Below are 25,344 nucleotides of genomic sequence, written 5' to 3' on the forward strand. Positions count from 1 at the left end.
CTTTCTTCGCCGTGGATAGAGAGGCAGGCTCGGACTACTTTGCAGCCTGCTGCTCTCTCGGTCGTCATCCTCGGGCTTGTCCCGAGGATCCAGAAACGCCGACGCTGATCGTGAGGGGGCGCCGCCCGTTGCGCGTCTGGATTCTCGGGACAAGCCCGAGAATGACGGATGAGGTGAGGGCCTTAGATGAAGGAGACCGCCATGTTCGACGCCCCCAAGACCCCCGCTGACGCCTATGTCCGCCACGGCAGCCTGAAGGTCGCCGCCGAGCTTGACGCTTTCGTGCGCGATCAAGCGACGCGGGATTCGGGCGTGAGCGCCGACGCCTTCTGGGCCGGGGTCGAAGGGCTGCTGGCCCGCTTCGGCCGCCGCAACCGCGACCTTTTGGAACGCCGCGACCAGTTGCAGAGCAAGCTGGATGACTGGCACCGCGCCTATCCGGGCCAGCCGGATCAGGCGGCCTATCAGACCTATCTGCGCGAGATCGGCTATATCGAGCCAGAGCGCGACGGCGTGCGGGCTGAGACGGCGAACGTTGACCCCGAGATCGCGACCCTGGCCGGGCCGCAATTGGTCGTGCCCCTGACCAACGCCCGTTATCTGCTGAACGCCGCCAATGCGCGCTGGGGCAGCCTGTACGACGCGCTTTACGGCACCGATGCGCTGGGCGAGGCGCCGAAGGCGGGCGGCTATGACGTCGAGCGCGGCGCCCGCGTCATCGCCCGCGCCCGCGCTTTTCTGGATCAGGCGGCGCCGCTGGCTGAGGGCGGTCATGCCGAGGCGGTCGGCTATCGCGTCGAGGACGGGCGGTTGGCCGTCGTCCTGTCCGGGGGGCGTGAAACAGGGCTGGCCGATCCGGCCGTCTTCGCCGGTCATGCGGGGGAGGCGGCGGCGCCGTCGGGCGTCCTACTGCGCCACAATGGCCTGCATCTGGAGATCGTCATCGACCGCGCGCACCGCATCGGCGAGAGCGATCCGGCGGGCGTCGCCGATGTGCTGGTCGAGGCGGCCCTGTCGGCCATCGCCGACGCCGAGGACAGCGTCGCCGCCGTCGATGCGGCGGACAAGCGGCTGGTCTACGCCAACTGGCTGGGCCTGATGCGCGGCGATCTTCAGGCCGATTTCCAGAAGGACGGCCGCACGGTCGAGCGGCGCTTGAACCCTGATCGCGTCTATACGACGCCGGATGGCTCGTCGCTGGCGCTGAAGGGGCGCAGCCTGATGCTGGTGCGCAACGTCGGCCTGCACCTGACGACCGACGCCGTGCTGGACGCCCACGGGCGCGAGACGCCCGAGCATCTGCTGGACATCGCCATGACGGGCCTGATCGGCCTGCACGACCTGCGTCGCCCGGCCGAGGCGCGCAACAGCCCGGCGGGTTCCGTTTATGTGGTGCGGCCCAAGATGCACGGGTCGGACGAGGTGGCCTTCGCCGACGAACTGTTCGGCGCCGTCGAGACCATGCTGGGCCTGCCCGCCCTGACGCTGAAGATGGGCATCATGGACGAGGAGCGCCGCACCAGCGTCAATCTGATGAACTGCATCGCGGCGGCCAAGGGCCGGGTGGTCTTCATCAACACCGGCTTCCTGGATCGCACCGGCGACGAGATCCACACGGTGATGGAAGGCGGCCCCGTCGTCCGCAAGGAGGCGGTGCGCGAGACCGGCTGGATCAAGGCCTATGAGGACCGCAATGTCGACATCGGCCTGAAGGCGGGCCTGTCGGGCCGGGCGCAGATCGGCAAGGGGATGTGGGCCGCGCCGGACCGCATGGGCGACATGCTGGCGGCCAAGGCGGGCCATCCGCGCGCGGGGGCCTCGACAGCCTGGGTTCCGTCGCCGACGGCGGCGACCCTGCACGCCCTGCATTATCACGAGGTCGACGTCTGGGCGCGTCAGGCCGAGATCGCCACGCGCGCGCCGACCGGCCTGACGCCTCTGCTGACCCCGCCGTTCGCGACCGGAACGCCGGGCGCCGACGAGATCCGGCAGGAGCTGGACAACAATGCGCAGGGCATTCTCGGCTACGTCGTGCGCTGGGTAGATCAGGGCGTCGGCTGCTCCAAGGTGCCGGACATTCACGATGTGGGCCTGATGGAGGACCGGGCGACGCTGCGCATCTCCAGCCAGCACCTGGCCAACTGGCTGCGCCACGGCGTCACGACCGAGGACGAGGTCATGGAGGCGCTGAAGCGCATGGCCGTGGTGGTGGATCGCCAGAATGCGGGCGATCCGGCCTATCGTCCCTTGTCGCCGGGGTATGACGGCCCCGCGTGGCAGGCGGCCTGCGATCTGGTGTTCAAGGGCAGGGAGCAACCGAACGGCTACACCGAACACCTGCTGACCCACTGGCGCCGCAAGGCCAAGGCGCAGGGCTGACCACACGCCACCGCGCTCTAGCAGCGAGGCGCCGCGCGCCGAGCGCTAGCGCAACAAAAAAAGGGGCGCGACCGGCTGGCCGCGCCCCTTCTTTATGGGACGATGGGTAAGCCCTACGCCTTGGCGCCCGCGTTGCCCTTGGCCAGTTCGCGGTTCAGCCACAGGGCCAGCAGGGTGCAGACGGCGCCCGACAGCAGATAGGCGCCGCCCGCCACCAGGCCGAACTTGCCCGACAGCGCCAGCGCCGCCAGCGGAGCGAAGCCTGCGCCGAACAGCCACGCCAGATCCGACGTCAGGGCCGAGGCGGTGTAGCGGTTGGTCAGGCTGAAGCTGGAGGCGATCGAGCCGGACGCCTGACCGAACGACAGGCCCAGCAGGATGAAGCCCAGGATCATATAGGTCAGCTCGCCCGCCGGGCCGCCGTCCAGAAGCTGGGGCGCAAAGCCCGAGAAGGCGGCGATGCCCGCGGCCGTGACGGCCATCAGGGCGCGGCGGCCGTAGCGGTCGGCCAGCCAGCCCGAGGCCATGATGGCGAACAGGCCGAAGACGGCGCCGATCAGTTCGATCATCAGGAAGCGGCTGGGCGCCTCGTCCGTGTAGAGGAAGACCCACGACAGCGGGAACACCGTCACCATGTGGAACATGGCGAAGCTGGCCAGGGGTGCGAAGGCGCCGATGACGATGCTTCCGCCTTCTTCGCGTACGGCCTGGGTCACGGGGGTGGGGTGCAGTTCCAGCGTCTTGAAGGCGGCCTGGAAGGTCGGCGTCACCACGATGCGCAGGCGCGCGAACAGGGCCACCACGTTGATGGCGAAGGCCACGAAGAACGGATAGCGCCAGCCCCAGTCCATGAAGTCGGCGGCCGACAGCTTGCTCAAGAAATAGGCGAACAGGGCGCTGGCCACGATCAGGCCGAAGGGCGCCCCCAGTTGCGGCGCCATGGCGTACCAGCCGCGGCGTTTCTCAGGCGCGGCGACGGCCAGAAGCGAGGCCATGCCGTCCCAGGCGCCGCCCAGGGCCACGCCCTGGCCGATCCGCAGGGCGATCAGCACGGCGGCCGACCAGTGACCGACCTGCGCGTGCCCCGGCAGGAAGCCCAGGCAGACGGTCGACAGGCCCAGCAGGAAAAGGGCGATGGTCAGCTTGGTCCCGCGCCCGAAGCGCCGGTCGATGGCGATGAACAGGGCGGTGCCGAACGGCCGGGCGATGAAGGCCACGGCGAAGACGGCGAAGGACAGTAATGTCCCGCCCAGCGGGCCCGCATAGGGGAAGACCAACTGCGGGAAGACCACGACCGAGGCGATGGCGTAGACGAAGAAGTCGAAGAATTCCGACGTCCGGCCGATGATGACGCCGATGGCGATTTCGCCCGCGTCGATTTTGCCGTCTCGCGCGTTGATCCGGCTGGCGTCCCGTTCGAGGGGCTCTGAAGAAGGCGCGCCGCTGGCTGCGTTCATGACCGATGAGGCTCCAGGAACCGGGGCGCACGCGCGCCCGCGACAATAGAATGACGAAACAGCTCCTTTGCTCCCGATGGATGCGAGGGGGGATAGGGCAGATTGTCCAGTGTCAAGGTTTGGAAGGCGCGGCTACGGGGCTTGCAAGATGACCGTGCCCTTGCCTCGAACCTCGACTGGAGCCGCCGTGCGCCGACTGCGCCCCCTGTTGCTGTTGCCCCTTCTGGCCCTGCTGCCCGGCTGCGAGGCCGTGGTCCTGGCGCCCGCCGGCGACATCGCCGCCCAGCAGCGCGACCTGCTGGTCTGGTCGGTGGCGCTGATGCTGATCATCGTCATTCCAGTGATGGCGATGATCGTCTTCTTCGCCTGGAAATATCGGGAATCGAACCGGGAAGCCCGGTACGAGCCGGACTGGGACCATTCGACCCATCTGGAGCTGGTGATCTGGGCCGCGCCGCTGCTGATCATCATCTGCCTGGGCGCCATCACCTGGGCCGGGACGCACCTGTTGGACCCCTATCGCCCGCTGGACCGCATCGCTGAAGGCAAGGCCGTCTCCGAAGATCATCGCCCGCTGCAGGTCGAGGTGGTGGCGATGGACTGGAAGTGGCTGTTCATCTACCCCGAATACGGCATCGCCACGGTGAACGAGCTGGCTGCGCCGGTTGATCGGCCGATCCGCTTCCATATCACCTCGACTGGGGTGATGAACTCCTTCTACATCCCCGCCCTGGCCGGTCAGATCTACGCCATGCCGGGCATGGAGACGAAGCTGCACGCCGTCATCAACCGTCCGGGCGAATACGTCGGCTTCTCGGCCAACTATTCCGGCGACGGCTTCTCGAACATGCGTTTCGCCTTCCACGGTCTGGATCAGGCCGGCTTCGACCAGTGGGTCGCGGGCGTGCGCGCCGCCGATCAGGGTCTGGATCGCGACACCTATCTGGAGCTGGAGAAGCCCAGCGAGAAGGTGCCGGTCCTGCACTACGCCTCGGTCGATGACCGCCTGTTCGACGCCGTGGTCAACATGTGCGTCGAGCCGGGCAAGATGTGCATGGGCGAGATGATGGACATCGACCGCAAGGGCGGTCTGGGTCTGGCGGCGGTCAAGAACACCCTGCCGCTGATCTATGACAAATACGCCCGTCGCGGCGACGCCGTGTTCGGCGCCGGCGAGTCCTATGTGATGACGCTGTGCACCCCGCTGGAGGCCGAGGCCGCCGCCGTCGAGGCCGCCCGCCGCCGTCAGGCCTTCGGCGAGGACGTCGCCCGCGACACCCCGCTGAACCGGGTCATGGGGCAGGGGCTGGAACGCCCCGGCCGATCCGAACAGGGCGAGCGTTTCGCCTCTCTCTTCTCCGCGCCTTCCACGGCGTCCGCGCCCGCCGCGTCGCAATCCTGAGCGCCTGAACGATCATGACTGTCGAACAAACCACATCGCCACTTCTGGGTCGGTTGAACTGGGACTCGCTTCCGTTCCACGAGCCCATCCTGGTCGCCACCTTCGCCGTCGTCGTCATCGGCGGTCTGGGGGTGCTGGCCCTGCTCACCCGCTACAAGCTGTGGGGCTATCTCTGGAAGGAGTGGTTCACCACCGTGGACCACAAGAAGATCGGGATCATGTACATGATCCTGGGCCTGATCATGTTCCTGCGCGGCTTTGCTGACGCCATCATGATGCGGATCCAGCAGGCCATGGCCTTCGGCGGGTCCGAGGGCTATCTGAACGCCCACCACTATGATCAGATCTTCACCGCCCACGGCGTGATCATGATCTTCTTCGTGGCCATGCCCATGATCACCGGCCTGATGAACTATCTGGTGCCGTTGCAGATCGGGGCGCGGGACGTCTCCTTCCCCTTCCTGAACAACTTCAGCTTCTGGATGACGACGATGGGGGCCGTGCTGGTCATGGCCTCGCTGTTCATCGGCGAGTTCGCGCGCACCGGCTGGCTGGCCTATCCGCCGCTGTCGGGCATCGGCTACAGTCCTGGCGTCGGGGTCGACTATTACATCTGGGCGCTACAGGTGGCGGGGGTAGGGACCACCCTGTCCGGCATCAACCTGATCGCCACCATCGTGAAGATGCGCGCGCCGGGCATGGGCCTGATGAAGATGCCGGTCTTCACCTGGACCTCGCTGTGCGCCAACGTCCTGATCGTGGCCTCCTTCCCGATCCTGACGGCGACGCTGGTGCTGCTGTCGGCGGACCGTTATGTCGGCACCAACTTCTTCACGAACGACTTCGGCGGCAATCCGATGATGTACGTGAACCTGATCTGGATCTGGGGCCACCCCGAAGTCTACATCCTGATCCTGCCGCTGTTCGGCGTCTTCTCCGAAGTGACCTCGACCTTCTCGGGCAAGAAACTCTTCGGCTACACCTCGATGGTCTATGCGACGGTGGTCATCACCATCCTGTCCTACCTGGTGTGGCTGCACCACTTCTTCACCATGGGCTCGGGCGCGTCCGTGAACTCCTTCTTCGGGATCACGACGATGATCATCTCGATCCCGACAGGGGCCAAGCTGTTCAACTGGCTGTTCACCATGTACCGCGGCCGCATCCGGTTCGAGCTGCCGATGATGTGGACGGTCGCCTTCATGCTGACCTTCGTGATCGGCGGGATGACGGGCGTCATGCTGGCGGTGCCGCCGGCGGACTTCGTGCTGCACAACTCCCTGTTCCTGATCGCCCACTTCCACAACGTCATCATCGGCGGGGTGCTGTTCGGCCTGTTCGCCGCCATCAACTATTGGTGGCCCAAGGCCTTCGGCTTCAAGCTGGAGAAGAAGTGGGGGCTGGTCAGCTTCTGGTGCTGGGTGGTCGGCTTCTGGATGGCCTTCATGCCGCTGTACGTTCTGGGCTTCATGGGCGTGACGCGCCGGATGCGGGTCTTCGACGATCCGGCTTATCAGATCTGGTTCATCATCGCGGGCGTGGGCGTGGCGATCATCGCCGTCGGCATCCTGGCCATGCTGATCCAGTTCGCGGTCAGCATCATCAACCGCGACAAGCTGCGCGACGAGACGGGCGACCCCTGGCATGGCCGGACGCTGGAGTGGGCCACCTCTTCGCCGCCGCCGGACTACAACTTCGCCAAGACGCCGATCATCCACGACGGCGACGCCTGGTGGGACATGAAGGCGCGCGGCTATGAGCGTCCGACCGCTGGCTTCAAGCCGGTCCACATGCCGTCAAACACGGGGGCTGGATTCATCCTGTCGGCGCTGTCGCTGATCCTGGGCTTTGCGCTGATCTGGTACATCTGGTGGCTGGCGGCGGCGAGCTTCGCGGCGCTGATCGGCTACGCCATCTTCCACACCTTCAACTACAAGCGCGACTACTTCATCCCGGCCGAGACGGTTCAGACGACCGAGGACGCGCGCACCAAGGCCCTGGCGGCCGCAGCAGCGACGCAGGGGTGATCCGATGAGCCACGCACCTTCCCTCAACCCCGACTATGTCGACGACGCCGGGCGGCCGATCTTCCACCCGGTAGAGGAGCCGCACCACCCGGAAGGCCACAGCACCATGCTGGGCTTCTGGATGTATCTGATGAGCGACTGCCTCATCTTTGCGATCCTGTTCGCCGTCTACGCCGTGCTGGGCGGCAACTATGCGGCGGGCCCGGCGCCCAAGGATCTGTTCGACCTGCCGCTGGTGGCGGTGAATACCTCCATGCTGCTGTTCTCGTCGATCACCTACGGCTTCGCCATGCTGGCGATGTACCGCAACAAGGTGGCGCAGACGCAGGTCTGGTTGGCGGTCACGGGTCTGTTCGGCCTGTGCTTCCTGGGGATCGAGCTCTATGAGTTCGCCCACATGATCCACCTGGGCGCCACGCCCCAGCGCAGCGGCTTCCTGTCGGCCTTCTTCATCCTGGTGGGCACCCACGGCCTGCACGTCACCTTCGGCATCATCTGGCTGGTCACTCTGATGATCCAGGTGGGTCAGAAGGGTCTGATCCAGGCCAACAAGCGCCGCCTCATGTGCCTGAGCCTGTTCTGGCACTTCCTGGACGTCATCTGGATCGGCGTCTTCACCTTCGTCTATCTGTTCGGGATGCTGCGATGAGCGCTGAAGCCCACAATGAGCACGCCGTGGACCATCACGACGATCACCACGGCGATGACCATGATCACGGCACCTACAAGGGCTATCTGATCGGGTTCGCCCTGTCGGTCGTGCTGACCGCCATTCCGTTCTGGCTGGTCATGGCCGGGGTGCTGGCGCCGCAGCTGACGGGCCTGATCATCACCGCCTTCGCCGTGGTGCAGATCGTGGTCCACATGATCTTCTTCCTGCACATGAACCATAAGTCCGAGGGCGGTTGGAACATGCTGGCGCTGATCTTCACCCTGGTGATCGTGGTCATCGCCGTCGCCGGTTCGGTCTGGGTCATGTATCACCTGAACACCAACATGATGCCCGTCCACGACATGCAGGGGATGGGCTGAGCCCTCTCGCACGCGGAGACGCCGCTTGACGTCATCGTCGGCCCCTGAACCCGCCGCCCGTCCGGCGTCACGCCGTCGAACGGTCGCGGGACTGGCGGCGTTCGCCGTACTGATCGCGGGCTTTTCGGCGCTGGGCGTCTGGCAGGTCCAGCGCCTGGCGTGGAAGCAGGAGCTGATCCGTCAGGTCGACACTCGCATCCATGCCGATCCCGTTCCCGCGCTGGGACGGCAAGGGTTCGGCGCCGTGACGCGCGAGGCGGATCAGTACCGTCGCGTCACGGCCAGCGGCCGCTTTGCGCATGACCGCGAGGTGCGGGTGAAGGCGGTGACGGACCTGGGGCCGGGCTTCTGGGTCGTGACGCCGTTGACGGACGCGCGCGGCTTCACCGTCTTGATCAACCGAGGCTTTGTCCCGGCCGAGCGCGCCGCGCCCGAAAGCCGCGCTGAGGGTCAGGTCGAAGGGCCGGTGTCCGTCACCGGCCTGTTGCGGATCAGCGAGCCCAAGGGCGGCTTCCTGCGCGACAACGATCCGGCGGGCGACCGCTGGTTCTCGCGCGACGTGGCCGCGATCGCTGAGGCCAAGCAGCTGAGCGGCCCCATCGCGCCCTATTTCATCGACGCGGACGCAACGCCCAATCCCGGCGGCTGGCCGCGCGGCGGGCTGACGGTGGTGCGGTTCGCCAACAGCCATCTGGTTTACGCCCTGACCTGGTTCGGCCTGGCGCTGATGTCGGCGGGCGGGGCGGTGCTGTGGCTGCGCGAAGAGCGGCGCCGTAGGCTGGGGGGGCGATGATGCAGACCCAGACCCTGAGCCGCTTCGCCCGCACCCTGATGGGCATGGACGCCAATGCCGAGACGTCCGTGTCGCCGGGCGCGGCCGGTCGCCGCAACATGCTACTGCTGATCCAGTTGCGCTGGCTGGCGGTGATCGGTCAGGTGGCGACCATCGTCATCGTCCACTGGGGCCTGGGCATCAGCCTGCCGCTGGGGCCGCTGCTGCTGGCGCCGACGGCCCTGGCGGTGATGAACCTGGTCAGCGCGCCGGTGACGCTGCGGCGCAAGGTCGTGACCGACCCGGAGATCCTGCTGGCCCTGTGCGTCGATGTGGCGGCGTTGAGCTGGCTGCTCTACTTCAGCGGCGGGGCGACCAATCCGTTCGCGGCCCTGTACCTGATGCAGGTGGTGCTGGCGGCGGTGCTGCTGCGCCCGGCCTACGCCTGGGGCTTCGTGCTGGCGACGGGCGCCTGCCTGGCCTTCCTGGCGATCTGGCGGCAGCCGCTGGACCTGCCTGCCGGAGCCGATGCGCGGCTGGGCCTGATCCAGCAGGGAGCCCTGATCAACTTCATCCTGATCGCAGTGCTGCTGGTCGCCTTCGTCACCCGCACCAGCCAGAACGTGCGCGCCCGCGACGCTTATCTGGCCGAGGCGCGGCAGCAGGCGGCGGAACAGGACCACATCGTGCGCATGGGGCTGCTGGCTTCGGGCGCGGCGCATGAGCTGGGCACGCCGCTCGCCTCGCTGTCGGTTATTCTCAGCGACTGGCGACGGATGCCCGCGCTGAACCGCGACGAGGATATGGTGCAGGACATCGAGCAGATGCAGGCCGAGGTCGAGCGCTGCAAATCCATCGTCACCAACATCCTGATGTCGGCGGGAGAGGCGCGGGGCGAGGCGCCCACCGTCACCACCTTGAAAGCCTTCCTGCAGGAGATCATTGCGGAATGGTCCGACAAGGCGGGCGAGGTCATGCGCGTGACCTTAGACGGCCCGACGCCTGGCAATCCGCCCATTATCGCCGATCCGGCGCTGAAACAGGTGTTCAGCGCGCTTTTGGACAACGCCCACGAGGCTGGGGCGCGGAACCTGGAGGTTCGGGCCGCCGCCGACGCGGGCGGGTTGTTCATCGCCTTCGAGGACGACGGTCCGGGCTTTTCCCCAGCCATTCTGGAGAAGCTGGGACAGCCCTATCAGTCGACCAAGGCGCGCGCAGGCTCGGGCCTGGGCCTGTTTCTGCTGGTGAATGTGATACGCAAGTTGGGCGGGACGGTGGTGGCCGTGAACCGTTCAAGAAAGCAGGAAGGCGGGCAGGGGGCCATGGTGCGCCTGACCTTGCCGATCGACGCCCTGGCTCCGAAATGAGGGGCCGGGAAAGAGGGAATGAGATGACCGACGAGCCCCGCCAGCTTCTGATCGTCGAGGACGACGAGTCCTTTTCGCGCACTCTGCGCCGATCTTTCGAGCGACGCGGCTATCAGGTCGTCTCGGCTCATAGCCATGACCAGATGGTCGAACTGCTGAAGACGCACCATCCTGATTACGCCGTGGTGGATCTGAAGCTGGGAACCGCGTCAGGCCTGACCTGCGTGCAGACGCTGCACGCCTTTGATCCCGACCTGGTGATCGTGGTGCTGACGGGCTTCGCCAGCATCGCCACGGCGGTTGAGGCGATCAAGCTGGGCGCGCGGCACTACCTCGCCAAGCCCGCCGGCACCGACGCCATCGAGGCCGCCTTCGGCCGCGAGGCGGGCGATCCCGATGCGCCTCTGACGGCGCGCTCGACCTCGATCAAGACGCTGGAGTGGGAGCGCATCCACGAGGTGCTGGCCGAGACCGACTTCAACATCTCCGAGACCGCGCGTCGCCTGGGCATGCACCGCCGCACCCTGGCGCGGAAATTGGAGAAGCGGCAGGTCAGCTGAGACCTGCCCTATTCAGGCGTCATCCTCGGGCTTGTCCCGAGGATCCATAAACGCTGCGTTCCAAGGTGAAGCTCGGCATGCAACACGGCGATGTCGAGTCTATGGATCCTCGGGACAAGCCCGAGGATGACGAACTGAGAGACAGGGAAGGCTCACCTCTCCGTCTTCAACGCCCCCAACACGGCTTCCGTATCCTGCCCCAGCTTCGGCGGCGGGGCGTCATAGCGCACCGGAGTCTTCGACAGGCGGATGGGCGAGGCGACAGTGCGGACGGGATCGGCCAGGTCGGGCCGCGTCTGCTCGACCGTTAGGCCGCGATGGATGGCCTGGGGCTCCTCGAACACCTGATCGATGGTGTTGACCGGGCCGCAGGGCACGCCCGCCGCCTCAAGCGCCTGCATCAGCCCCTGCATAGTGAAGACTTCAGTCTGCGCGGCGATCAGCGGTCCTAGCGCCTCGCGGTTGGCGACGCGCAGGGCGTTGGTGGCGAAGCGATCCTCGACTTGCAGCCCCAAGGCGCCGCACAGGGCGCGGAACTGGCCGTCGTTGCCTACGGCGATGATCACCATGCCGTCCGAACATGGGAAGGGCTGATAGGGGGCCAGGTTGGGGTGGGCGTTGCCCATCCGCGTCGGCGCCTTGCCCGATACGAAGTAGTTGGTCGCCTGGTTCGCCAGCATGGCCGCCTGAACGTCGAACAGGGCGATGTCGACGTGCTGGCCTTCGCCCGTCGCTCGCGCGTGCCACAAGGCCGCCAGGATGGCGTTGGAGGCGTACAGGCCGGTGAACAGGTCCACGACCGCCACCCCGACCTTCATCGGCTCGGCGCCCGGCGCGCCGTCCGGCTGGCCGGTGATGGACATCAGCCCGCCCATGGCCTGGATCATATAGTCGTAGCCCGCCCGGTGCGCGTCCGGCCCGTCCTGGCCGAAGCCGGTGATGGAGCAATAGACCAGCTTCGGATTGACCGCCGCCAGCGAGGCGTAGTCGAGGCCGTACTTCTTCAGCCCGCCGGTCTTGAAGTTCTCGACCACCACGTCACAGGTCGCCGCCAAACGGCGCACGGCTTCGGCGCCTTCAGGGCTGGCGATGTCCAGCTCGACCGACTTCTTGCCCCGGTTGGCGCACAGGAAATAGGCGGCGTCGCCGGGCTGTCCCTCAGCCGTGGTGGTGAAGGGCGGGCCCCAGTGGCGGGTGTCGTCGCCCGCGTCCGGCCGTTCGATCTTGATGACCTCGGCCCCCAGGTCCGCCAGCGTCTGCGTCGCCCACGGCCCGGCCAGAACCCGCGACAGGTCCAGCACGCGCACGCCGTGAAGCGGGCCATAAGAGGAAGGGGCGGCGGGAATCGAGGCGGTGTCAGACATGCGCGTCTTCTAGCAGAAACCGCACGCGGCAGGACGGTTTCGCGCCGAAGCGACTGCCATCCAACGATGTAAAGAAAAAGAGACGATGGTGGGTGATCACAGGTTCGAACTGTGGACCCGCTGATTAAGAGTCAGCTGCTCTACCAACTGAGCTAATCACCCGTACCGTCGTCTGCGCCCTTGGTGTGGCGCCGGTCCTTCGCGGCGGCGTTGATGGCCTCGGCGAAGGGCGCTCCTATTACTCAGGACCGGTGTCGGGTGCAAGCGCCAAATGCGTCTTTTATCGCGATTGTATCGCGCGCTAAGGTCGCGCCTTGAATCAGCCGCCGAGAAGACGCGGCGAGGGGGAGTAAAGATTATGGCGTTCTGGAACCGTCGGCGCTCGATCGACGCGATGCTGGCCCCGCATTCGGGGCCGGGGCTCAAGAAAACCCTGGGGTGGCCGCATCTTATGGCGCTGGGCGTCGGCGCCATCGTCGGCACCGGCATCCTGACGCTGATCGGCGTCGGGGCGGGTCTGGCGGGTCCGGCGGTGCTGATCAGCTTCGCCCTGGCCGGTCTGGTGTGCGCCTGTGCGGCGCTGGCCTATGCCGAACTTTCGACGATCATGCCCGCTTCGGGCAGCGCCTATACCTATTCCTACGCCGCGCTGGGCGAGATCTTCGCCTGGGTCGTGGGGTGGAGCCTGATCCTGGAATATTCGCTGGTGGTGTCGACGGTGGCCGTCGGCTGGTCCGGCTACGCCGTGCCCTTCCTGGCGGGGCTGGGCATCGACCTGCCGTTCGCCCTGACCGTGGGACCGCACGTCGAGGGCGGGCTGATCAACCTGCCGGCCATCTTCATCATCGCCATCGTGACCGGCCTGCTGCTGCTGGGCACGAAGGAAAGCGCCACGCTGAACGCCGTGCTGGTGTTCGTGAAGATCGCCGCCCTGGTGGTGTTCGTGGCCATCGCCATGCCGCACTTCGATACGGCCAACTTCACCCCCTTCATGCCGCACGGCTTCGGCGCGCCCTTCGTGCAGACAGGGGTTATGGCCGCGGCCGCCATCATCTTCTTCGCCTTCTACGGCTTCGACGCCATCGCCACGGCGGCGGAAGAGACCAAGAAGCCCGAGCGTGACTTGGCCATCGGCATCGTCGGCTCGATGGTGGTCTGCACCGTGCTCTATATCGCCGTCGCGGCCGCTGCGATCGGCGCCGCCCCGGTCGCCAGCTTCGCCGACAGTCCCGAGCCGCTGGCGCACATCATGCGCGGCCTGGGCCAGGGCGTCGCCGCCCAATGGATCGCCGCCGCCGCCGTGATCGCCCTGCCGACCGTGCTGTTGGCCTTCCTGTTCGGCCAGAGCCGCATCTTCCTGGGCATGTCGCGCGACGGCCTGCTGCCCAACCGCCTAGCCAAGATATCCAAGCGCGGCGTTCCGGCCGTGGTGACGATCTTCACCGCCATTGTCGTGGCCTTCCTGGCCGGCATCATGCGTCTGGACGAACTGGCCTCGCTGGCCAACGCCGGCACCCTGATGGCCTTCATGGCCGTGGGCGTCAGCCTGATCGTGCTGCGCGTGCGCGAGCCGAACCGCGAGCGCAAGTTCAAGGCGCCGCTGTGGTGGCTGGTCGGCGGCATCGCCATCATCGGCTGCATCGTCTTCTTCTTCAGCCTGAAGAGCTCGACGCAGCTCTACTTCCTGCTGTGGAACCTGTTCGGCCTGGCTCTCTACCTGCTGTGGTCGTCGCGCAACTCGCGCCTGGCCAAGGGCGAAGAGGCCGAGGCCTGATGGCGAGACGCGACCTGTCGGGGGCGGTGGATTTCACCGTCCTCGAAGCCATGACGGCGGGCATGGATGATGTGACGGAAGAAGTGCTGGGCCTGTTCGCAGAACAGGCCCGCATGTGGTCGGCCATGCTGGACGCCTCCAGCGAGGGCTGGCGCGACGCCGTTCACACCATCCGCGGCGCCGGGGCGGGCATCGGGGCGAAGGCCCTGGCCCAGGTCTGCGAAGAGGTGGAGTTCGGAGAACAGGCCGCCGCGGCCGCCGGGCTGGAGCGGGTGAAGACGGCGCTGGACGCGGCCCTGGCCGATGTGGCGGCCTATCGCCATGAACTGGCGTTGAAGAGCCTGAAGGGCTGAAAGGTCGTCAGACCCGCGTCTTGTCCCAGGTTCCGAACTCGTGGGCGATGCAGCGGTCGATCAGCAGGCGCCAGACCGGCTCGGCGATGTCGGGCGACAGGCCGGCGGGCGCGGCCGCCTTCAGCACCTTGGCCACCACGTCGTCGATACGGGCCTGATCGAAGACGGCGTCGCGGTTCGGCTTGATGCGCGCGGCGGCGTCCATGTAGCGCTGGCGCTCGGCCAGCAGAGTCACAAGAGCGCGGTCAAGGGCATCCACGCCCTGACGCACGTCGAGCATGGTGGCGCAGTCTTCAGGCGCTTTGCGCGCGTCGATGGCGACAGCGGCGGGAGAGGTCATCAGGTCAGCCGACAAAGGCGCGCTCCAGAACATAGTCGCCGGGTTCGGCGTTCGAGCCTTCTTTCAGGCCGTAGGATTCCAGCAGTTCGCCGGTCTCCTTGATCATGGCCATCGAGCCGCACAGCATGACGCGGTCGCTGTTGGGCGAAAAGCCGATGGGGAGTTGCAGGTCGGCGAAGACGTCGCCCGACTTGATGCGGTCGGTGATGCGGCCCGGCGTCTCGAAGCGCTCGCGCGTCACGGTCGGATAATAGGTCAGCTGGGCCTTCGCCTCGTCGCCGATCAGGGGATCGTCGTGGATCTCGTGGCTGAAGAAGTCGCGGTAGGCCAGGTCGGCGACGTTGCGCACCGTGTGGCAGACGATGACCTGCTTGAAGCGCGAATAGGTCTCGGGGTCGCGCGCCACCGACAGCCAGGGCGCCAGGCCCGTGCCCGTGCCGATCAGCCACAGGCGTTCGCCGCCGGTCAGGGCGTCCAGCACCAGGGTGCCGGTGGGCTTCTTGCCCATCAGGACGCTGTCGCCCGCGACGATCTTCTGCAGGCGCGAGGTCAGGGGGCCGTCCTCGACCTTGATGGAGAAGAACTCCAGCTCCTCGGCCCAGAAGGGCGACGCGATGGAATAGGCGCGCAGGATGGGTTTGGCCCCGTCCAGGCCAGGCAGGCCGATCATGACGAACTCGCCCGAGCGGAAGCGGAAGTCCTCGGGCCGTTTGACGCCGAAGCTGAACAACTGGTCGTTCCAGTGGCGGACCCACAGGACTTCCAACTCATGAAACGGACTGGCCTTGACGGGCGGCGCGGAGAGGGAGGCGTCAGACATGGCGACTACCTAGGCCGTCGCGGGCGGTTGCGAAAGGTGGTGCGGCGATCCTTCTCCCCTTGCGGGAGAAGGTGGCAGGCGGAGCCTGACGGATGAGGGGGGCTGGCGCGACCTGATCAGCGATGAGGCCGGGCGGTCGCTTCGATCTTCAACCGTCACTGCGCCCCCTCATCCGGCCCTCTACGCGGGCCACCTTCTCCCACAAGGGGAGAAGGGAGAAAGAAGGGATGACGACGGAAGATTCCGTCTCTAGCTTCACCGGCATGCGCACTTTTCTTCTCGCCTCGACGATCCTGATGGCTGCGACCTCGGCCTTCGCCCAATCCTCGCCGCAGCCAGCGGCTCCGCCCGCCGCCACGGCGCCCGCGTCCTCGATCCTGACGGTCGAGCGGGTGTTCGCCAATCCGTCCCTGGCCGGGCCGGTGGCCAAGGGGGTCAGCCTGTCGCCCGACGGCGAGTTGGTCGCCTTCCTGCGCTCGCGCGAGGATGACGTGGACGTGCTGGACCTGTGGGCCGCGCCGGTGAAGGGGGGCGAGCCGTTCAAGCTGATCGACGCCCGCGCCCTGGTCCCCGATGCCGGCGAACTGTCCGAGGCCGAGAAGGCGCGGCGCGAGCGGATGCGGATTTCCCAGCGCGGCGTGGTTGAATATTCGTGGGACGAACAGGGCCGCTACATCCTGGCGCCGCTGGAAGGCGACGTCTTTCTGGCCAACCGCGCCGACGGCTCGGTGCGGCGTCTGACCGAGACGGCGGCCGATGAGATCGACGCCAAGGTGTCGCCCAAGGGGGGCTTCGTCAGCTTCGTGCGCGATCAGAACCTGTTCCTGGTCAATCTGGAGACGGGCGCCGAACAGGCCATCACCACGGACGGCAAGGATCTGATCACCTGGGCCACGGCCGAGTTCATCGCCCAGGAAGAGCTGGACCGCGACACCGGCTATTGGTGGAGCCCGAACGAACGCTACATCGCCCTGCAACGCACGGACGAGAGCACGGTCGACGTCATTCCGCGCCTGGACATCACGGGCGGCGGGGCCTCGGTCATCTCGCAGCGCTACCCCCGCGCCGGACGGCCCAACGCGGTGGTCGAGCTTTATGTGCAGGACGTGCAGAGCGGTCAGCGGGTCAATGTCGATCTGGGCGCCGACAACGACATCTATCTGGGCCGGGTGAACTGGGCGGCGGACGGTTCGGTCGCTTATGTCCAACGCCTGTCGCGCGATCAGAAGCGGCTGGACCTGCTCAGCGTCGATCCGGCCACGGGCGCCAGCCGGGTGATCGCCAGCCAGACCTCGAACGCCTGGGTCAACGTCACTCATGATTTCAAGGCGCTGAAGGACGGCAACTTCATCTGGTCCAGCGAGGAGAGCGGGTGGCGTCACCTGTATCTCCATAACAAGGACGGCCGTCGCCTGCGGCCGATCACGCGCGGCGACTACCCGGTCAAGGCGCTGGACGGCGTCAATCAGGAGACGGGCGAGGTCTTCTTCACCGCCTCCATGCGCGACGGCAGGGAATACCCGATCGAGCAGCAACTGTTCCGCGCCAGCTACAAGCGGACGTTGAGCCCCACGGAAGTCACCCCGCGCGGCGGCTGGTGGAGCGCGTCGGTCAACAACACCGGCACGGCCTATGTCGGCAACTACAGCGACGTGAACACCCCGGCGCAGTCGGCGCTGTACTCGATCGACGGACAGCGCGTGCGCTGGATCGAGGAGAACCAGCTTCAGCCCGGCCATCCCTTCTGGCCCTATGCCGAGCGCCAGCAGAAGCCGACCTTCGGAACCCTTCAGAGCCACGGCGAGACGCTGATGTGGCAGATGACGACGCCGCCGGGCTTTGATCCGTCGAAGACCTATCCAGTGGTGATGGAAGTCTATGGCGGGCCGTCGGGCGGCGGGGTGAAGAACGCCTGGCAGCCGGCCAAGACCCAGTTGCTGACCGAGGCTGGCTATATCGTCTTCCGCCTGGACAACCGGGGCGAAGGCGACCGTTCGGCGGCCTTCAAACAGGCCCTCTATCTGAAGATGGGTCAGCCGGAGATTGCGGATCAGGTCATCGGGGCGGACTATCTGCGCTCGCTGCCTTACGTCGACGACAGCCGCATCGCTATGATGGGCTGGTCCTATGGCGGGTTCATGAGCCTGATGGCCCTGACCGAGCCGAAGATGGGGCTGGCCGCCGCCCTGGCGGGCGCGCCGCCGACGGAGTGGGGCCTGTACGACACCGCCTATACCGAGCGGTACATGTCGACGCCGCAGGCCAATGTGGACGGCTACGCCGCCTCGGACGTGGTGAACCGGCTCGACAATCTGACGGGGCGTCTGCTGCTGATGCACGGCATGGCCGACGACAACGTCATCTTCGAGAACACCACGCGGGTTCTGAACGCCCTTCAGGAAAAGAGCATCCCCTTCGAGACCATGCTCTATCCGGGCCAGCGCCACGGCATTCGCGGCAATGATCGTCAGCTGCATCAGTGGCGGACCTATCTGGACTTCCTGGATCGCACGATCGGCACGCGGGCGCCGCATAAGGCGGACTGAGGCGAACTCTGATCCGGCGGAACCCGGCCCTGCGGCCGCCGTTCCGCCGGAATGGAAAAGCTGTTCAATCATCTGGCGAACGCGACGGCCAAGCTGGCGGGGCGGCCGTGGACCTTCATCGTCTGCCTGGCGGTGGTGCTGATCTGGGCCGTGACGGGGCCGGTGTTCAAGTTCAACGAGACCTGGCAGCTGGTGATCAACACCGGCACGACCATCGTCACCTTCCTGATGGTGTTCCTGATCCAGAACACCCAGAACCGCGACGCCGCCGCCATGCACGCCAAGATGGACGAGCTGATCTATGCGGTGCAGCGGGCCGACGCGGGCTTCATCGGCATCGAGCACCTGACCGACAAGGAACTGGCGGTCATCCTGCAGGAGGTCGAGCGGCGCGGCCGCGACATCCACGCCGGCCAGCCCGCGCGGGCGGTCAGGAAGCGCCCGGCGTCGCGGGTCGAGGAAGGCTGAAGGTTCGGACTCGAAAAAACAGAGTCCAATTCGTCTGAATCGTCTGAAACCCCTCCGCGGCCTGAACCGAGAAGGCAGGGTGACGCATCGGCGGGACGCGGCGCGCAGATTCAGGCGAACCGCGCGCAACTCCCGTCTTTTCCCGGGATTGGAGCGACCTGATGCGCGGGCTGGGCGCCTGAATCAGGGGCGGATCGCCGTTTACATCTCGCGCCAGGTCTTGCCGGTCACGCCTTCATAGTTGGTCGCGTGATAGACGCCGCGCGCCACGGCGCGGGCCAGGACGTCGGCGGCGACGTTGCCCAGTTGCGCTACGGCGACCTGACGGGCGGCGGGGTCTTCGATGACCTTCTTGCCAGTAGACAGGCTGAACAGGGTGTCGCCGTCGAACGGCGCGTGGGCGGGGCGGATGGCGCGGGCCATGCCGTCCTGCGCCATGATGGCCACGCGCTGAAGCTCCACGCGGGTAAGGGCCACGTCGGTGGCGATGCAGGCGATGGTGGTGTTCTCGCGCGGCTGAGGCCGAAATTTCGCCGCCCCCCAGTCTTCAGCCGAGGCGTGCAGTCCGGACGAGCCGAGGCCGCCGAACTCGTCGCCGATCTCATAGGGAGCGGCCCAGAAGCTCTTGCCCCCGGGCGCCACGACCGAGCCCACGCTGTTGACCGCGACGATGGCGCCGATCGTCCAGCCCGAGACCATGACGGCCGAGGCCGAGCCGACGCCGCCCTTCAGTGCGCCCGCCTGGGCGCCGTAGCCCGCGCCCGCCGTGCCCAGGTCGAAGCGGTCGCCGGCGGCCTCCAGCGCCTGAACCGACAGGCGGCGATAGGGCGGCTCCATCTCCCACTGCTTGTTCCCGCCGTTGGCCAGATCATAGAGGCAGGCGGTCGGGATGATGGGCGAGGGGGGCACGCCCGGCGCCCCGCCCATGCCGTAGCCGCGCCCGCGCATGCCCATCCAGGCGGCGACGCTGTCGGCCGAGCCCAGGCCGTAGACCGACCCGCCCGACAGGATGACGGCGTCCACCTCCTGCACTAGGTTTTCGGGGCGCAGCACGTCGGTCTCGCGTCCGGCGGGGCCGCCGCCGCGCACGTCCACGGCGGCCGTGGCGGGCTTTTCGGCGAGGATGACGGTGACGCCGGTACGGACGCCCGCGTCATGGGCCTGACCGACCTTGATGCCCTCGACGTCGGTGATCAGGTTCAGCGGGCCGGTGCGGCCGGACGCGCGGGCGGCGTTCTGAGCCGCAGGCTTGGCGCTTGCGGCGGTTCCGGTCGCGGAAGCGGCGGCGCCGATCAGGGCGGAGCCGAGGACGGTTCTGCGGTTCATCCGAAGGTTTCCTTATCCAGGGCGCTATTGCGGACCAGATCCGGCGTCGCCGCCAGAAGTTTCTGCGTATAGGGGTGCGACGGGGCGGCGAAGACGGAGGCGGTGAGGCCCTGTTCGACGATCTTGCCGGCCTGCATGACCAGCAGCCGATCCGTCACCGTCCGCGCCACGGCCAGGTCATGCGTCACAAACAGATAGGACAGACCGAGGCGCTCCGACAGTTCGGCCAGCAGATCCAGCACCTGGGCCCGCACCGAGACGTCGAGCGCCGACACGGGCTCGTCCAGGCAGATGACCGACGGCTCCGTGATCAGGGCGCGGGCGATGGCGATGCGCTGGCGCTGGCCGCCTGAGAACTCATGCGGGTAGCGGTCGGCGGCGTTGCTGTTCAGCCCTACGCGCTCCAGCATTTCATCAACGCGGCGACGGGCCTCAAGCGGGCTGGGGCGCGCGTCCAGCAGGTGGAAGCTTTCGGCGACCAGATCGCTGACCTTCCAGCGCGGGTCGAAACCGCCATAGGGATCCTGGAACACCACCTGGATGTCGCGACGGATGGCTTTCAGGGCGGCGCCTCTGGCTGCGGTGATATTGCGGCCCTTGACCTGGACGCGGCCCGCCTGCGGCGCTTCCAACGCGAGGATGGCGCGCAACAGGGTGGACTTGCCGCTACCGCTTTCACCGACCAGGCCGACGCTTTCCCCCGGTTGGATCGACAGGCTGACCTGATCGACGGCGCGGAAGGGCTTGGCTCTGCCGAAGAGGGGGCGGGCGCCGGGGTATTCGCGGACCAGGCCCTCGACCTGAAGCACGGGGGCTGCCTCGGCCTGGGGGCGACCGTGGCGCGCGGGGACATAGGCGGCGTCGGCGAGAAGGCGGCGCGAATAGGGATGCGTCATGCCGGTTCGAAGACGTTCGATCGGCGCCTGCTCGACCAGTTCGCCGGCCTTCATCACCGCCAGACGGTCGGCGGTTTCGGCTGCGACGGCCAGGTCATGGGTGATGAGGATCAGGCCCATGCCGTCCTCGCGCGCCAGTCGTTTCAACAGGTTCAGCACCTGAGCCTGGGCGGTAACGTCCAGCGAGGCCGTGGCCTCGTCCGCGATCAGCAGCCTGGGAGTCAGGGCGATGGCGATGGCGATGGCGACGCGTTGTCTCTGGCCGCCTGACAGTTCATGCGGATAGCGGCTCAGCGGGAATCGCTCGGCGGGCAACCCGACGCGGTCCAGTACGGCGCGAGCGACGGCCAACGCCGCCTTGCGCGAGGCCTGGCTGTGCACGCGCACCGTCTCGGCGACCTGATCGCCGATGGTCATGACAGGGTTCAGGGCCGTCATCGGCTCCTGAAAGATGACGCCCACGTCGCGGCCGCGCACCTGCTGCATCACGGCGTCCGAGACGCCGGAGATGATCTTGCCGTTCAAACGAATGTCGCCGGACATCGTCGCGCGCGGCGGGGTCAGGCCCAGCACGGCCAGGGCGGTCATGGACTTGCCCGAGCCGCTTTCGCCGACCAGGCCGAGGATCTCGCCGGGGGCGACGGACAGGCTGACGTTCTTGAGGATCGGCGTCGAACCGATCGACAGGCTGAGGTCGCGGACGTCGAGGACGTTCATGCTCAACGCTCCCGCCGCACGCGCGGGTCGAACAGGTCGCGCAGGCCGTCGCCGGCGAGGCTGAACCCCAGGACGGTCAAGAAGATGGCGAGGCCGGGCATGACGGCCAGCCACGGCGCGAAGCCGATCATGGTTTGGGCCTCGGCCAGCATCCGGCCCCAGCTGGGCGCAGGCGGCTGGGCGCCGAGACCGACATACGACAGGCCCGCCTCGGCGACGATGCCGACGGCGAGCTGAATCGCGGCCTGCACGACCAGCAGGCTCATCAGATTGGGCAGGATGTGCTGGATCGAGATCAGGGCCTTGGACTTGCCCGCCGTGCGGGCGGCCAGGACGTATTCGCGGGTCCAAAGGCCCTGCGCCGCGCCGCGTGCGACGCGGGTGAAGACGGGGATGTTGAAGACGCCGATGGCGATGACGGCGTTGATCGCGCCCGGTCCCATGACGGCGGTGATCATCACGGCCAGCAGCAGGGCGGGGAAGGCGAAGATCAGGTCGTTGCCGCGCATGACCACTTCGTCGATCCAGCCGCCGCGCGCCGCCGCGGTCAGGCCCAGGGGCGTGCCGACACCGACGCCTATGCCGACGGCGACGAAGGCGACGATGAGGGAGTTCTGCGCGCCCGCCATGATCATCGACAGGACGTCGCGGCCGAAGTGGTCCGTGCCGAACGGGTGGGCGGCGGAGGGGGCGGTCAGCTTGGCGGCGATGTCGACCGCCTCGACGTCATAGGGCGTCCAGACGAGGGCCAGCAGGGCGGTCGCCAGTACGACGGCGGTCAGGGTTGCGCCGACGATCAGCGACAGCGGCCAGCGCACGCGGGGCTTGGCGGAGGCGGTAATGGCGGGGGCGTCGGTCATGCGCGGCGTCCCCTCAGGCGCGGATCAGCGAACAGGTAAGCGAGGTCGATCAGGAAGCTGACCAGGACCACGGCGAAGACCAGAACCACCACCACGCTCTGCACCACGATCAGGTCGCGCTGGGTGATGGCCTGGAAGACCAGTCGGCCGAGGCCGGGCAGGGAGAAGACGTTCTCGATGATGATGCCGCCCGCCAGCAGGAAAGGGAACTGAAGGCCGAGGATGGTCAGAACCGGAATCCAGGCGTTGCGCAGGGCATGACGCCACAGGGCCTGATTGACCGACAGGCCTTTGGCGCGGGCGGTGCGGACATAGTCCTCGTTCATGGTGTCGAGGAGGGCGGTTCTCAGCACGCGGGCGAGGATGGCGGCCTGAGGCGCGGCCAGCGCCACGGCGGGCAGGATCAGGGCCTTGAAGCCGGGCCAGAAGCCTTGGCTCCAGCCGGGGAAGCCGCCGGCCGAGAACCAGCCCAGGTTCACCGAGAACAGCAGGATCAGCAGCATGGCGATCCAGAAGTTGGGCAGGGCGACGCCGACCTGGGTGACGCCGATCAGGCCGGTGTCGACGGCGGTTCCCCTGCGACTGGCGGCGGTGACGCCGATGGGCAGGGCGACCAGCAGCGACAGGACGGTGGCCATCAGGGCCAGGGGCGCGGAGACGGCCAGACGTTCCGCGATCAGGCCGCCGACCGGCACCTGATAGGTGTAGCTGGTCCCGAACTTTCCGGTCAGCAGGTCGCCTAGCCAGGCGAAGTAACGTTCGACGCTGGAGCCCTCCAGGCCCATCTGCTGGCGCAGGGCGGCGATGGCCTCCGGGCTGGCGTTCAGCCCCATCATGTAGCTGGCCGGATCGCCCGGCACGACCTGCAGCAGCAGGAATATGACCACGGTCGCCGCCGCCAACGTCAGGGCGTGGCCCCCCAGCTTTTTCAGCAGCCAGGCCGCGCCGAAGCGCCAGGCGACGAAGGCCAGCAGGCCGACGCCCGCGATCAGGCTGATCCAGCCCCAGGGCGGGCCGCCGCCGGTGCGCTCAGTGCTGGCGGTCGTCGCCGCGCCCGCGCCGGTCCAGTAGGCGCCGGTGACGTCATTGGCGGCGATGGGGCCGTTGATCCACAGGCCGTTCACGTCCGCCTTCCACACGCCGATGCGCGAGGACTGGAACAGGAAGCCGTTGACCGCGTCGTCTGCGATGCGGCGTTGCAGGTCGCCCAGCAGCCGCAGGCGCGTCGGTTCGTCCGGGGCGGCGTTGACCTGGGCCAGCAAGGCGTCGAAGGCGGGGCTGTCGTAGCCGAAATAGTAGTCCTTGCGGCCGTAGATGTCGTAGTCCATCGGCTCGACGTGTTCGACGATGGTCAGGTCGAACTGGCGGCGCTTGAACACCTGATCCAGCCACTGGGCCCATTCGAGGTTCTCGATCTTGGCGCGGACGCCCGCCTGAGCCAGCTGCGAGATCAGCACCTCGCCGCTGCGCCGGGCGTAGGGGCGGGGCGGCAGGCGCAAGGTCACGTCGATGCCGTTCGGATAGCCCGCCTCGGCCAGCAGGGCGCGCGCTTTGGCCGGGTCGTGGGGAGACAGGCCGGTCAGGTCGACATAGCCCGGCGCCTGACGCGAATAGTGGCTGCCGATCGGCTGGCCGAAGCCGAACATGGCCCCCTGGATCAGGGCTTCGCGGTCGATGGCGTAGGACAGGGCGCGGCGCACCCGCACGTCGTTGAACGGCGCCCTGGTGTTGTTGATCCCCAGAATGACCTTGCCTTCGGACGCGCCGACGATGACGCGGAAGCGCGGGTCGCGTTGGAACTGGGCCACGTTCTCGGGGGCGGGATAGTTGGGGAAGGCGTCCACATCGCCTGCGCTGACGGCGGCGAAGGCGGCGGTCGGGTCGCTGATGAAGCGGAAGACGACGGTGTTCAGGCGCGGCGGCGTTCCCCAGTAGCCGTCGCGACGCACCAGGGTCAGCTGGCTGCCGCGCTGCCAATTCTGCAACTTGAACGGCCCGGTGCCGACGGGGGTGACGGCGTTGGTCGCGGCGGTCTTGGGCGAGACCATGACCGCGTCGCCCCAGGCCAGAAGGTAGGGCAGGGTCGCCATCGGGCGGGACAGGTGGATGCGCAGGATCGCCGGATCGATGACCTCAACCTCGCGGATCGGCGCGAACAGGGCCTTCTGGGCGTTCGTGGAGCCTTCGGCGGTGATGCGGTCGAGAGAGAATTTGGCGACGGCGGCGTCGAACGGCGAGCCGTCGGAGAAGGTCACGCCGCGTCGGAGGTGGAAGGTCCAGATCAGGCCGTCAGGCGCGACTTCCCACGACTCGGCCAGGGAGGGGGCGACCGCGCCGTTTTGGGTCAGGCGGGTCAGGCCCTCGAAGACGTTGGCATAGACGACTTCATCCACCGCCGCCGCCGCGCCCGAGGTCGGATCGAGGTTCGGCGGCTCGAGCGGCAGACCCAGCATCAGGCGGTCGCGTGCGGGCTGGGCCGGTGCTTGCGCTTCGGTGGCGCCGGGCAGGGCCGTGGTCAGGCTCAGCATCAGCGCGAAGGAGGCCAGCGCGCGCCGGATGCGTCGCAAAACCTGTCTTCTCATGCCCGAAGTCACGCGGTCACGCCTCCCGTCCTGCAGCATCGCTCAAATCGGCCACGGCGTCAGGGCGTGCCGCACCCTCGATATCACGCAAAGTCTTGTTTGCGCGGCAGAGGGCTGGATCGACGGTAGCACGAGAAGAGAAAATGCGGCGGGCGCCGCGCGGGCTGCGGATGACAAGGGAGCTCCGCCTGCGTAGCGGATGAAAGAACGCGATAGCTCGGCGACCAGACGGCGAGCATGCGGCGCCTGCAGACCGTAGCGCCGGAGCCGTGGGCGACGAGCACTCCGGGTGAGAGGAAAAT

The 25,344-nt window shown here is 67.4% G+C and carries 20 protein-coding genes and 1 tRNA gene; 12 read left to right on the forward strand and 9 right to left on the reverse strand.

The genetic code is table 11. The annotated features are described in order from the left end of the window. Positions 1 to 201 precede the first annotated feature (201 nt). Positions 202 to 2,379, forward strand: coding sequence for a malate synthase G (locus tag AC3A3G_RS14325; protein WP_487488503.1), 2,178 nt, complete (start codon positions 202 to 204; stop codon positions 2,377 to 2,379). 113 nt (positions 2,380 to 2,492) lie between these two features. On the opposite strand, the gene AC3A3G_RS14330 is transcribed toward AC3A3G_RS14325, so the two are convergent. Beyond that, entirely contained in the window at positions 2,493 to 3,836 is a 1,344-nt protein-coding gene (locus AC3A3G_RS14330; RefSeq protein ID WP_487488504.1) for an MFS transporter, read from the reverse strand. Between the two features lie 187 nt (positions 3,837 to 4,023). Here AC3A3G_RS14330 and cyoA point away from each other — a divergent pair, with 187 nt between their 5' ends. From cyoA to AC3A3G_RS14365, 7 genes are read left to right on the forward strand one after another with little or no spacing between them, the layout of a single operon-like run. Next, a complete protein-coding gene (gene cyoA, locus AC3A3G_RS14335; protein ID WP_487488505.1) occupies positions 4,024 to 5,238 on the forward strand; it encodes a ubiquinol oxidase subunit II in 1,215 nt (404 codons plus the stop codon). Between the two features lie 14 nt (positions 5,239 to 5,252). Next, the gene (cyoB, locus tag AC3A3G_RS14340; RefSeq protein ID WP_487488506.1) at positions 5,253 to 7,265 is read left to right on the forward strand and encodes a cytochrome o ubiquinol oxidase subunit I; all 2,013 of its coding nucleotides are present in this window, start codon (positions 5,253 to 5,255) and stop codon (positions 7,263 to 7,265) included. 4 nt (positions 7,266 to 7,269) lie between these two features. Next, entirely contained in the window at positions 7,270 to 7,914 is a 645-nt protein-coding gene (gene cyoC / locus AC3A3G_RS14345; RefSeq protein WP_313574232.1) for a cytochrome o ubiquinol oxidase subunit III, read from the forward strand. Continuing rightward, positions 7,911 to 8,297 carry a cytochrome o ubiquinol oxidase subunit IV gene (gene cyoD, locus AC3A3G_RS14350; protein WP_200167666.1) on the forward strand — a complete coding sequence of 129 codons (387 nt, stop codon included), beginning with the start codon at positions 7,911 to 7,913 and terminating at the stop codon, positions 8,295 to 8,297. The genes cyoC and cyoD overlap by 4 nt, the downstream gene beginning before the upstream one ends. A gap of 25 nt (positions 8,298 to 8,322) precedes the next feature. Continuing rightward, the gene (locus AC3A3G_RS14355; protein ID WP_368924625.1) at positions 8,323 to 9,090 is read left to right on the forward strand and encodes an SURF1 family protein; all 768 of its coding nucleotides are present in this window, start codon (positions 8,323 to 8,325) and stop codon (positions 9,088 to 9,090) included. Beyond that, entirely contained in the window at positions 9,087 to 10,436 is a 1,350-nt protein-coding gene (locus tag AC3A3G_RS14360) for an ATP-binding protein (protein ID WP_234287706.1), read from the forward strand. The genes AC3A3G_RS14355 and AC3A3G_RS14360 overlap by 4 nt, the downstream gene beginning before the upstream one ends. A gap of 23 nt (positions 10,437 to 10,459) precedes the next feature. Further along, a complete protein-coding gene (locus tag AC3A3G_RS14365; protein ID WP_087141195.1) occupies positions 10,460 to 10,996 on the forward strand; it encodes a response regulator transcription factor in 537 nt (178 codons plus the stop codon). Between the two features lie 152 nt (positions 10,997 to 11,148). Here AC3A3G_RS14365 and AC3A3G_RS14370 read toward each other — a convergent pair whose 3' ends face one another. Next, positions 11,149 to 12,360, reverse strand: coding sequence for a CaiB/BaiF CoA transferase family protein (locus tag AC3A3G_RS14370; protein ID WP_487488507.1), 1,212 nt, complete (start codon positions 12,358 to 12,360; stop codon positions 11,149 to 11,151). An 86-nt stretch (positions 12,361 to 12,446) separates the two neighbouring features. Then, positions 12,447 to 12,522 (reverse strand) — tRNA-Lys (locus tag AC3A3G_RS14375). Between the two features lie 196 nt (positions 12,523 to 12,718). On the opposite strand from AC3A3G_RS14375, the gene AC3A3G_RS14380 reads away from it, so the two are divergent. Both AC3A3G_RS14380 and AC3A3G_RS14385 read left to right on the forward strand, forming a co-directional pair. Continuing rightward, positions 12,719 to 14,134 carry an amino acid permease gene (locus tag AC3A3G_RS14380; RefSeq protein WP_200165760.1) on the forward strand — a complete coding sequence of 472 codons (1,416 nt, stop codon included), beginning with the start codon at positions 12,719 to 12,721 and terminating at the stop codon, positions 14,132 to 14,134. Beyond that, positions 14,134 to 14,487: an Hpt domain-containing protein gene (locus AC3A3G_RS14385; RefSeq protein ID WP_487488508.1), complete on the forward strand. Its 354-nt coding sequence runs from the start codon at positions 14,134 to 14,136 to the stop codon at positions 14,485 to 14,487. Before AC3A3G_RS14380 ends, AC3A3G_RS14385 begins: the two co-directional genes overlap by 1 nt. 7 nt (positions 14,488 to 14,494) lie before the next feature. Here the strand turns inward: AC3A3G_RS14385 and AC3A3G_RS14390 are convergent, their stop codons facing one another. Together AC3A3G_RS14390 and AC3A3G_RS14395 are read right to left on the reverse strand one after the other, a co-directional pair. After that, positions 14,495 to 14,827, reverse strand: a complete 333-nt coding sequence (locus AC3A3G_RS14390) for a chorismate mutase (RefSeq protein WP_368924608.1) — start codon at positions 14,825 to 14,827, stop codon at positions 14,495 to 14,497. A 4-nt stretch (positions 14,828 to 14,831) separates the two neighbouring features. Beyond that, a complete protein-coding gene (locus AC3A3G_RS14395; protein ID WP_368924607.1) occupies positions 14,832 to 15,647 on the reverse strand; it encodes a ferredoxin--NADP reductase in 816 nt (271 codons plus the stop codon). A 263-nt stretch (positions 15,648 to 15,910) separates the two neighbouring features. Between AC3A3G_RS14395 and AC3A3G_RS14400 the strand changes: the two genes are divergently transcribed. Together AC3A3G_RS14400 and AC3A3G_RS14405 are read left to right on the forward strand one after the other, a co-directional pair. Then, a complete protein-coding gene (locus AC3A3G_RS14400; protein ID WP_487488549.1) occupies positions 15,911 to 18,193 on the forward strand; it encodes a S9 family peptidase in 2,283 nt (760 codons plus the stop codon). 51 nt (positions 18,194 to 18,244) lie between these two features. Continuing rightward, positions 18,245 to 18,661: a low affinity iron permease family protein gene (locus AC3A3G_RS14405; RefSeq protein ID WP_487488509.1), complete on the forward strand. Its 417-nt coding sequence runs from the start codon at positions 18,245 to 18,247 to the stop codon at positions 18,659 to 18,661. A gap of 201 nt (positions 18,662 to 18,862) precedes the next feature. On the opposite strand, the gene AC3A3G_RS14410 is transcribed toward AC3A3G_RS14405, so the two are convergent. The 4 genes from AC3A3G_RS14410 to AC3A3G_RS14425 are packed head-to-tail and all read right to left on the reverse strand — an operon-like array spanning position 18,863 to position 25,027. Further along, the gene (locus AC3A3G_RS14410) at positions 18,863 to 19,987 is read right to left on the reverse strand and encodes a P1 family peptidase (RefSeq protein WP_412875962.1); all 1,125 of its coding nucleotides are present in this window, start codon (positions 19,985 to 19,987) and stop codon (positions 18,863 to 18,865) included. Further along, complete coding sequence (locus tag AC3A3G_RS14415) at positions 19,984 to 21,600, reverse strand: ABC transporter ATP-binding protein (protein ID WP_487488510.1); 1,617 nt, start codon at positions 21,598 to 21,600, stop codon at positions 19,984 to 19,986. The genes AC3A3G_RS14410 and AC3A3G_RS14415 overlap by 4 nt, the downstream gene beginning before the upstream one ends. Before the next feature lie 2 nt (positions 21,601 to 21,602). Further along, positions 21,603 to 22,460 (reverse strand): ABC transporter permease, encoded by an 858-nt coding sequence (locus AC3A3G_RS14420; RefSeq protein WP_487488511.1) that lies wholly within the window; start codon positions 22,458 to 22,460, stop codon positions 21,603 to 21,605. Continuing rightward, a complete protein-coding gene (locus AC3A3G_RS14425; RefSeq protein ID WP_487488512.1) occupies positions 22,457 to 25,027 on the reverse strand; it encodes an ABC transporter substrate-binding protein in 2,571 nt (856 codons plus the stop codon). Before AC3A3G_RS14425 ends, AC3A3G_RS14420 begins: the two co-directional genes overlap by 4 nt. Positions 25,028 to 25,344 lie beyond the last annotated feature (317 nt).

It is taken from the genome of Brevundimonas sp. Soil_N_31, assembly GCF_057655995.1.

Bases quoted from the DNA above. Each gene is read 5' to 3' on its own strand.
- AC3A3G_RS14385 (WP_487488508.1), top strand. From the start codon at position 14,134: ATGGCGAGACGCGACCTGTCGGGGGCGGTGGATTTCACCGTCCTCGAA.
- AC3A3G_RS14370 (WP_487488507.1), bottom strand. From the start codon at position 12,360: ATGTCTGACACCGCCTCGATTCCCGCCGCCCCTTCCTCTTATGGCCCG.
- AC3A3G_RS14400 (WP_487488549.1), top strand. From the start codon at position 15,911: ATGCGCACTTTTCTTCTCGCCTCGACGATCCTGATGGCTGCGACCTCG.
- AC3A3G_RS14415 (WP_487488510.1), bottom strand. From the start codon at position 21,600: ATGAACGTCCTCGACGTCCGCGACCTCAGCCTGTCGATCGGTTCGACG.
- AC3A3G_RS14395 (WP_368924607.1), bottom strand. From the start codon at position 15,647: ATGTCTGACGCCTCCCTCTCCGCGCCGCCCGTCAAGGCCAGTCCGTTT.
- AC3A3G_RS14420 (WP_487488511.1), bottom strand. From the start codon at position 22,460: ATGACCGACGCCCCCGCCATTACCGCCTCCGCCAAGCCCCGCGTGCGC.
- AC3A3G_RS14325 (WP_487488503.1), top strand. From the start codon at position 202: ATGTTCGACGCCCCCAAGACCCCCGCTGACGCCTATGTCCGCCACGGC.
- cyoB (WP_487488506.1), top strand. From the start codon at position 5,253: ATGACTGTCGAACAAACCACATCGCCACTTCTGGGTCGGTTGAACTGG.
- AC3A3G_RS14410 (WP_412875962.1), bottom strand. From the start codon at position 19,987: ATGAACCGCAGAACCGTCCTCGGCTCCGCCCTGATCGGCGCCGCCGCT.
- AC3A3G_RS14365 (WP_087141195.1), top strand. From the start codon at position 10,460: ATGACCGACGAGCCCCGCCAGCTTCTGATCGTCGAGGACGACGAGTCC.
- AC3A3G_RS14390 (WP_368924608.1), bottom strand. From the start codon at position 14,827: ATGACCTCTCCCGCCGCTGTCGCCATCGACGCGCGCAAAGCGCCTGAA.
- AC3A3G_RS14360 (WP_234287706.1), top strand. From the start codon at position 9,087: ATGATGCAGACCCAGACCCTGAGCCGCTTCGCCCGCACCCTGATGGGC.
- cyoD (WP_200167666.1), top strand. From the start codon at position 7,911: ATGAGCGCTGAAGCCCACAATGAGCACGCCGTGGACCATCACGACGAT.
- AC3A3G_RS14330 (WP_487488504.1), bottom strand. From the start codon at position 3,836: ATGAACGCAGCCAGCGGCGCGCCTTCTTCAGAGCCCCTCGAACGGGAC.
- AC3A3G_RS14380 (WP_200165760.1), top strand. From the start codon at position 12,719: ATGGCGTTCTGGAACCGTCGGCGCTCGATCGACGCGATGCTGGCCCCG.
- AC3A3G_RS14405 (WP_487488509.1), top strand. From the start codon at position 18,245: ATGGAAAAGCTGTTCAATCATCTGGCGAACGCGACGGCCAAGCTGGCG.
- cyoC (WP_313574232.1), top strand. From the start codon at position 7,270: ATGAGCCACGCACCTTCCCTCAACCCCGACTATGTCGACGACGCCGGG.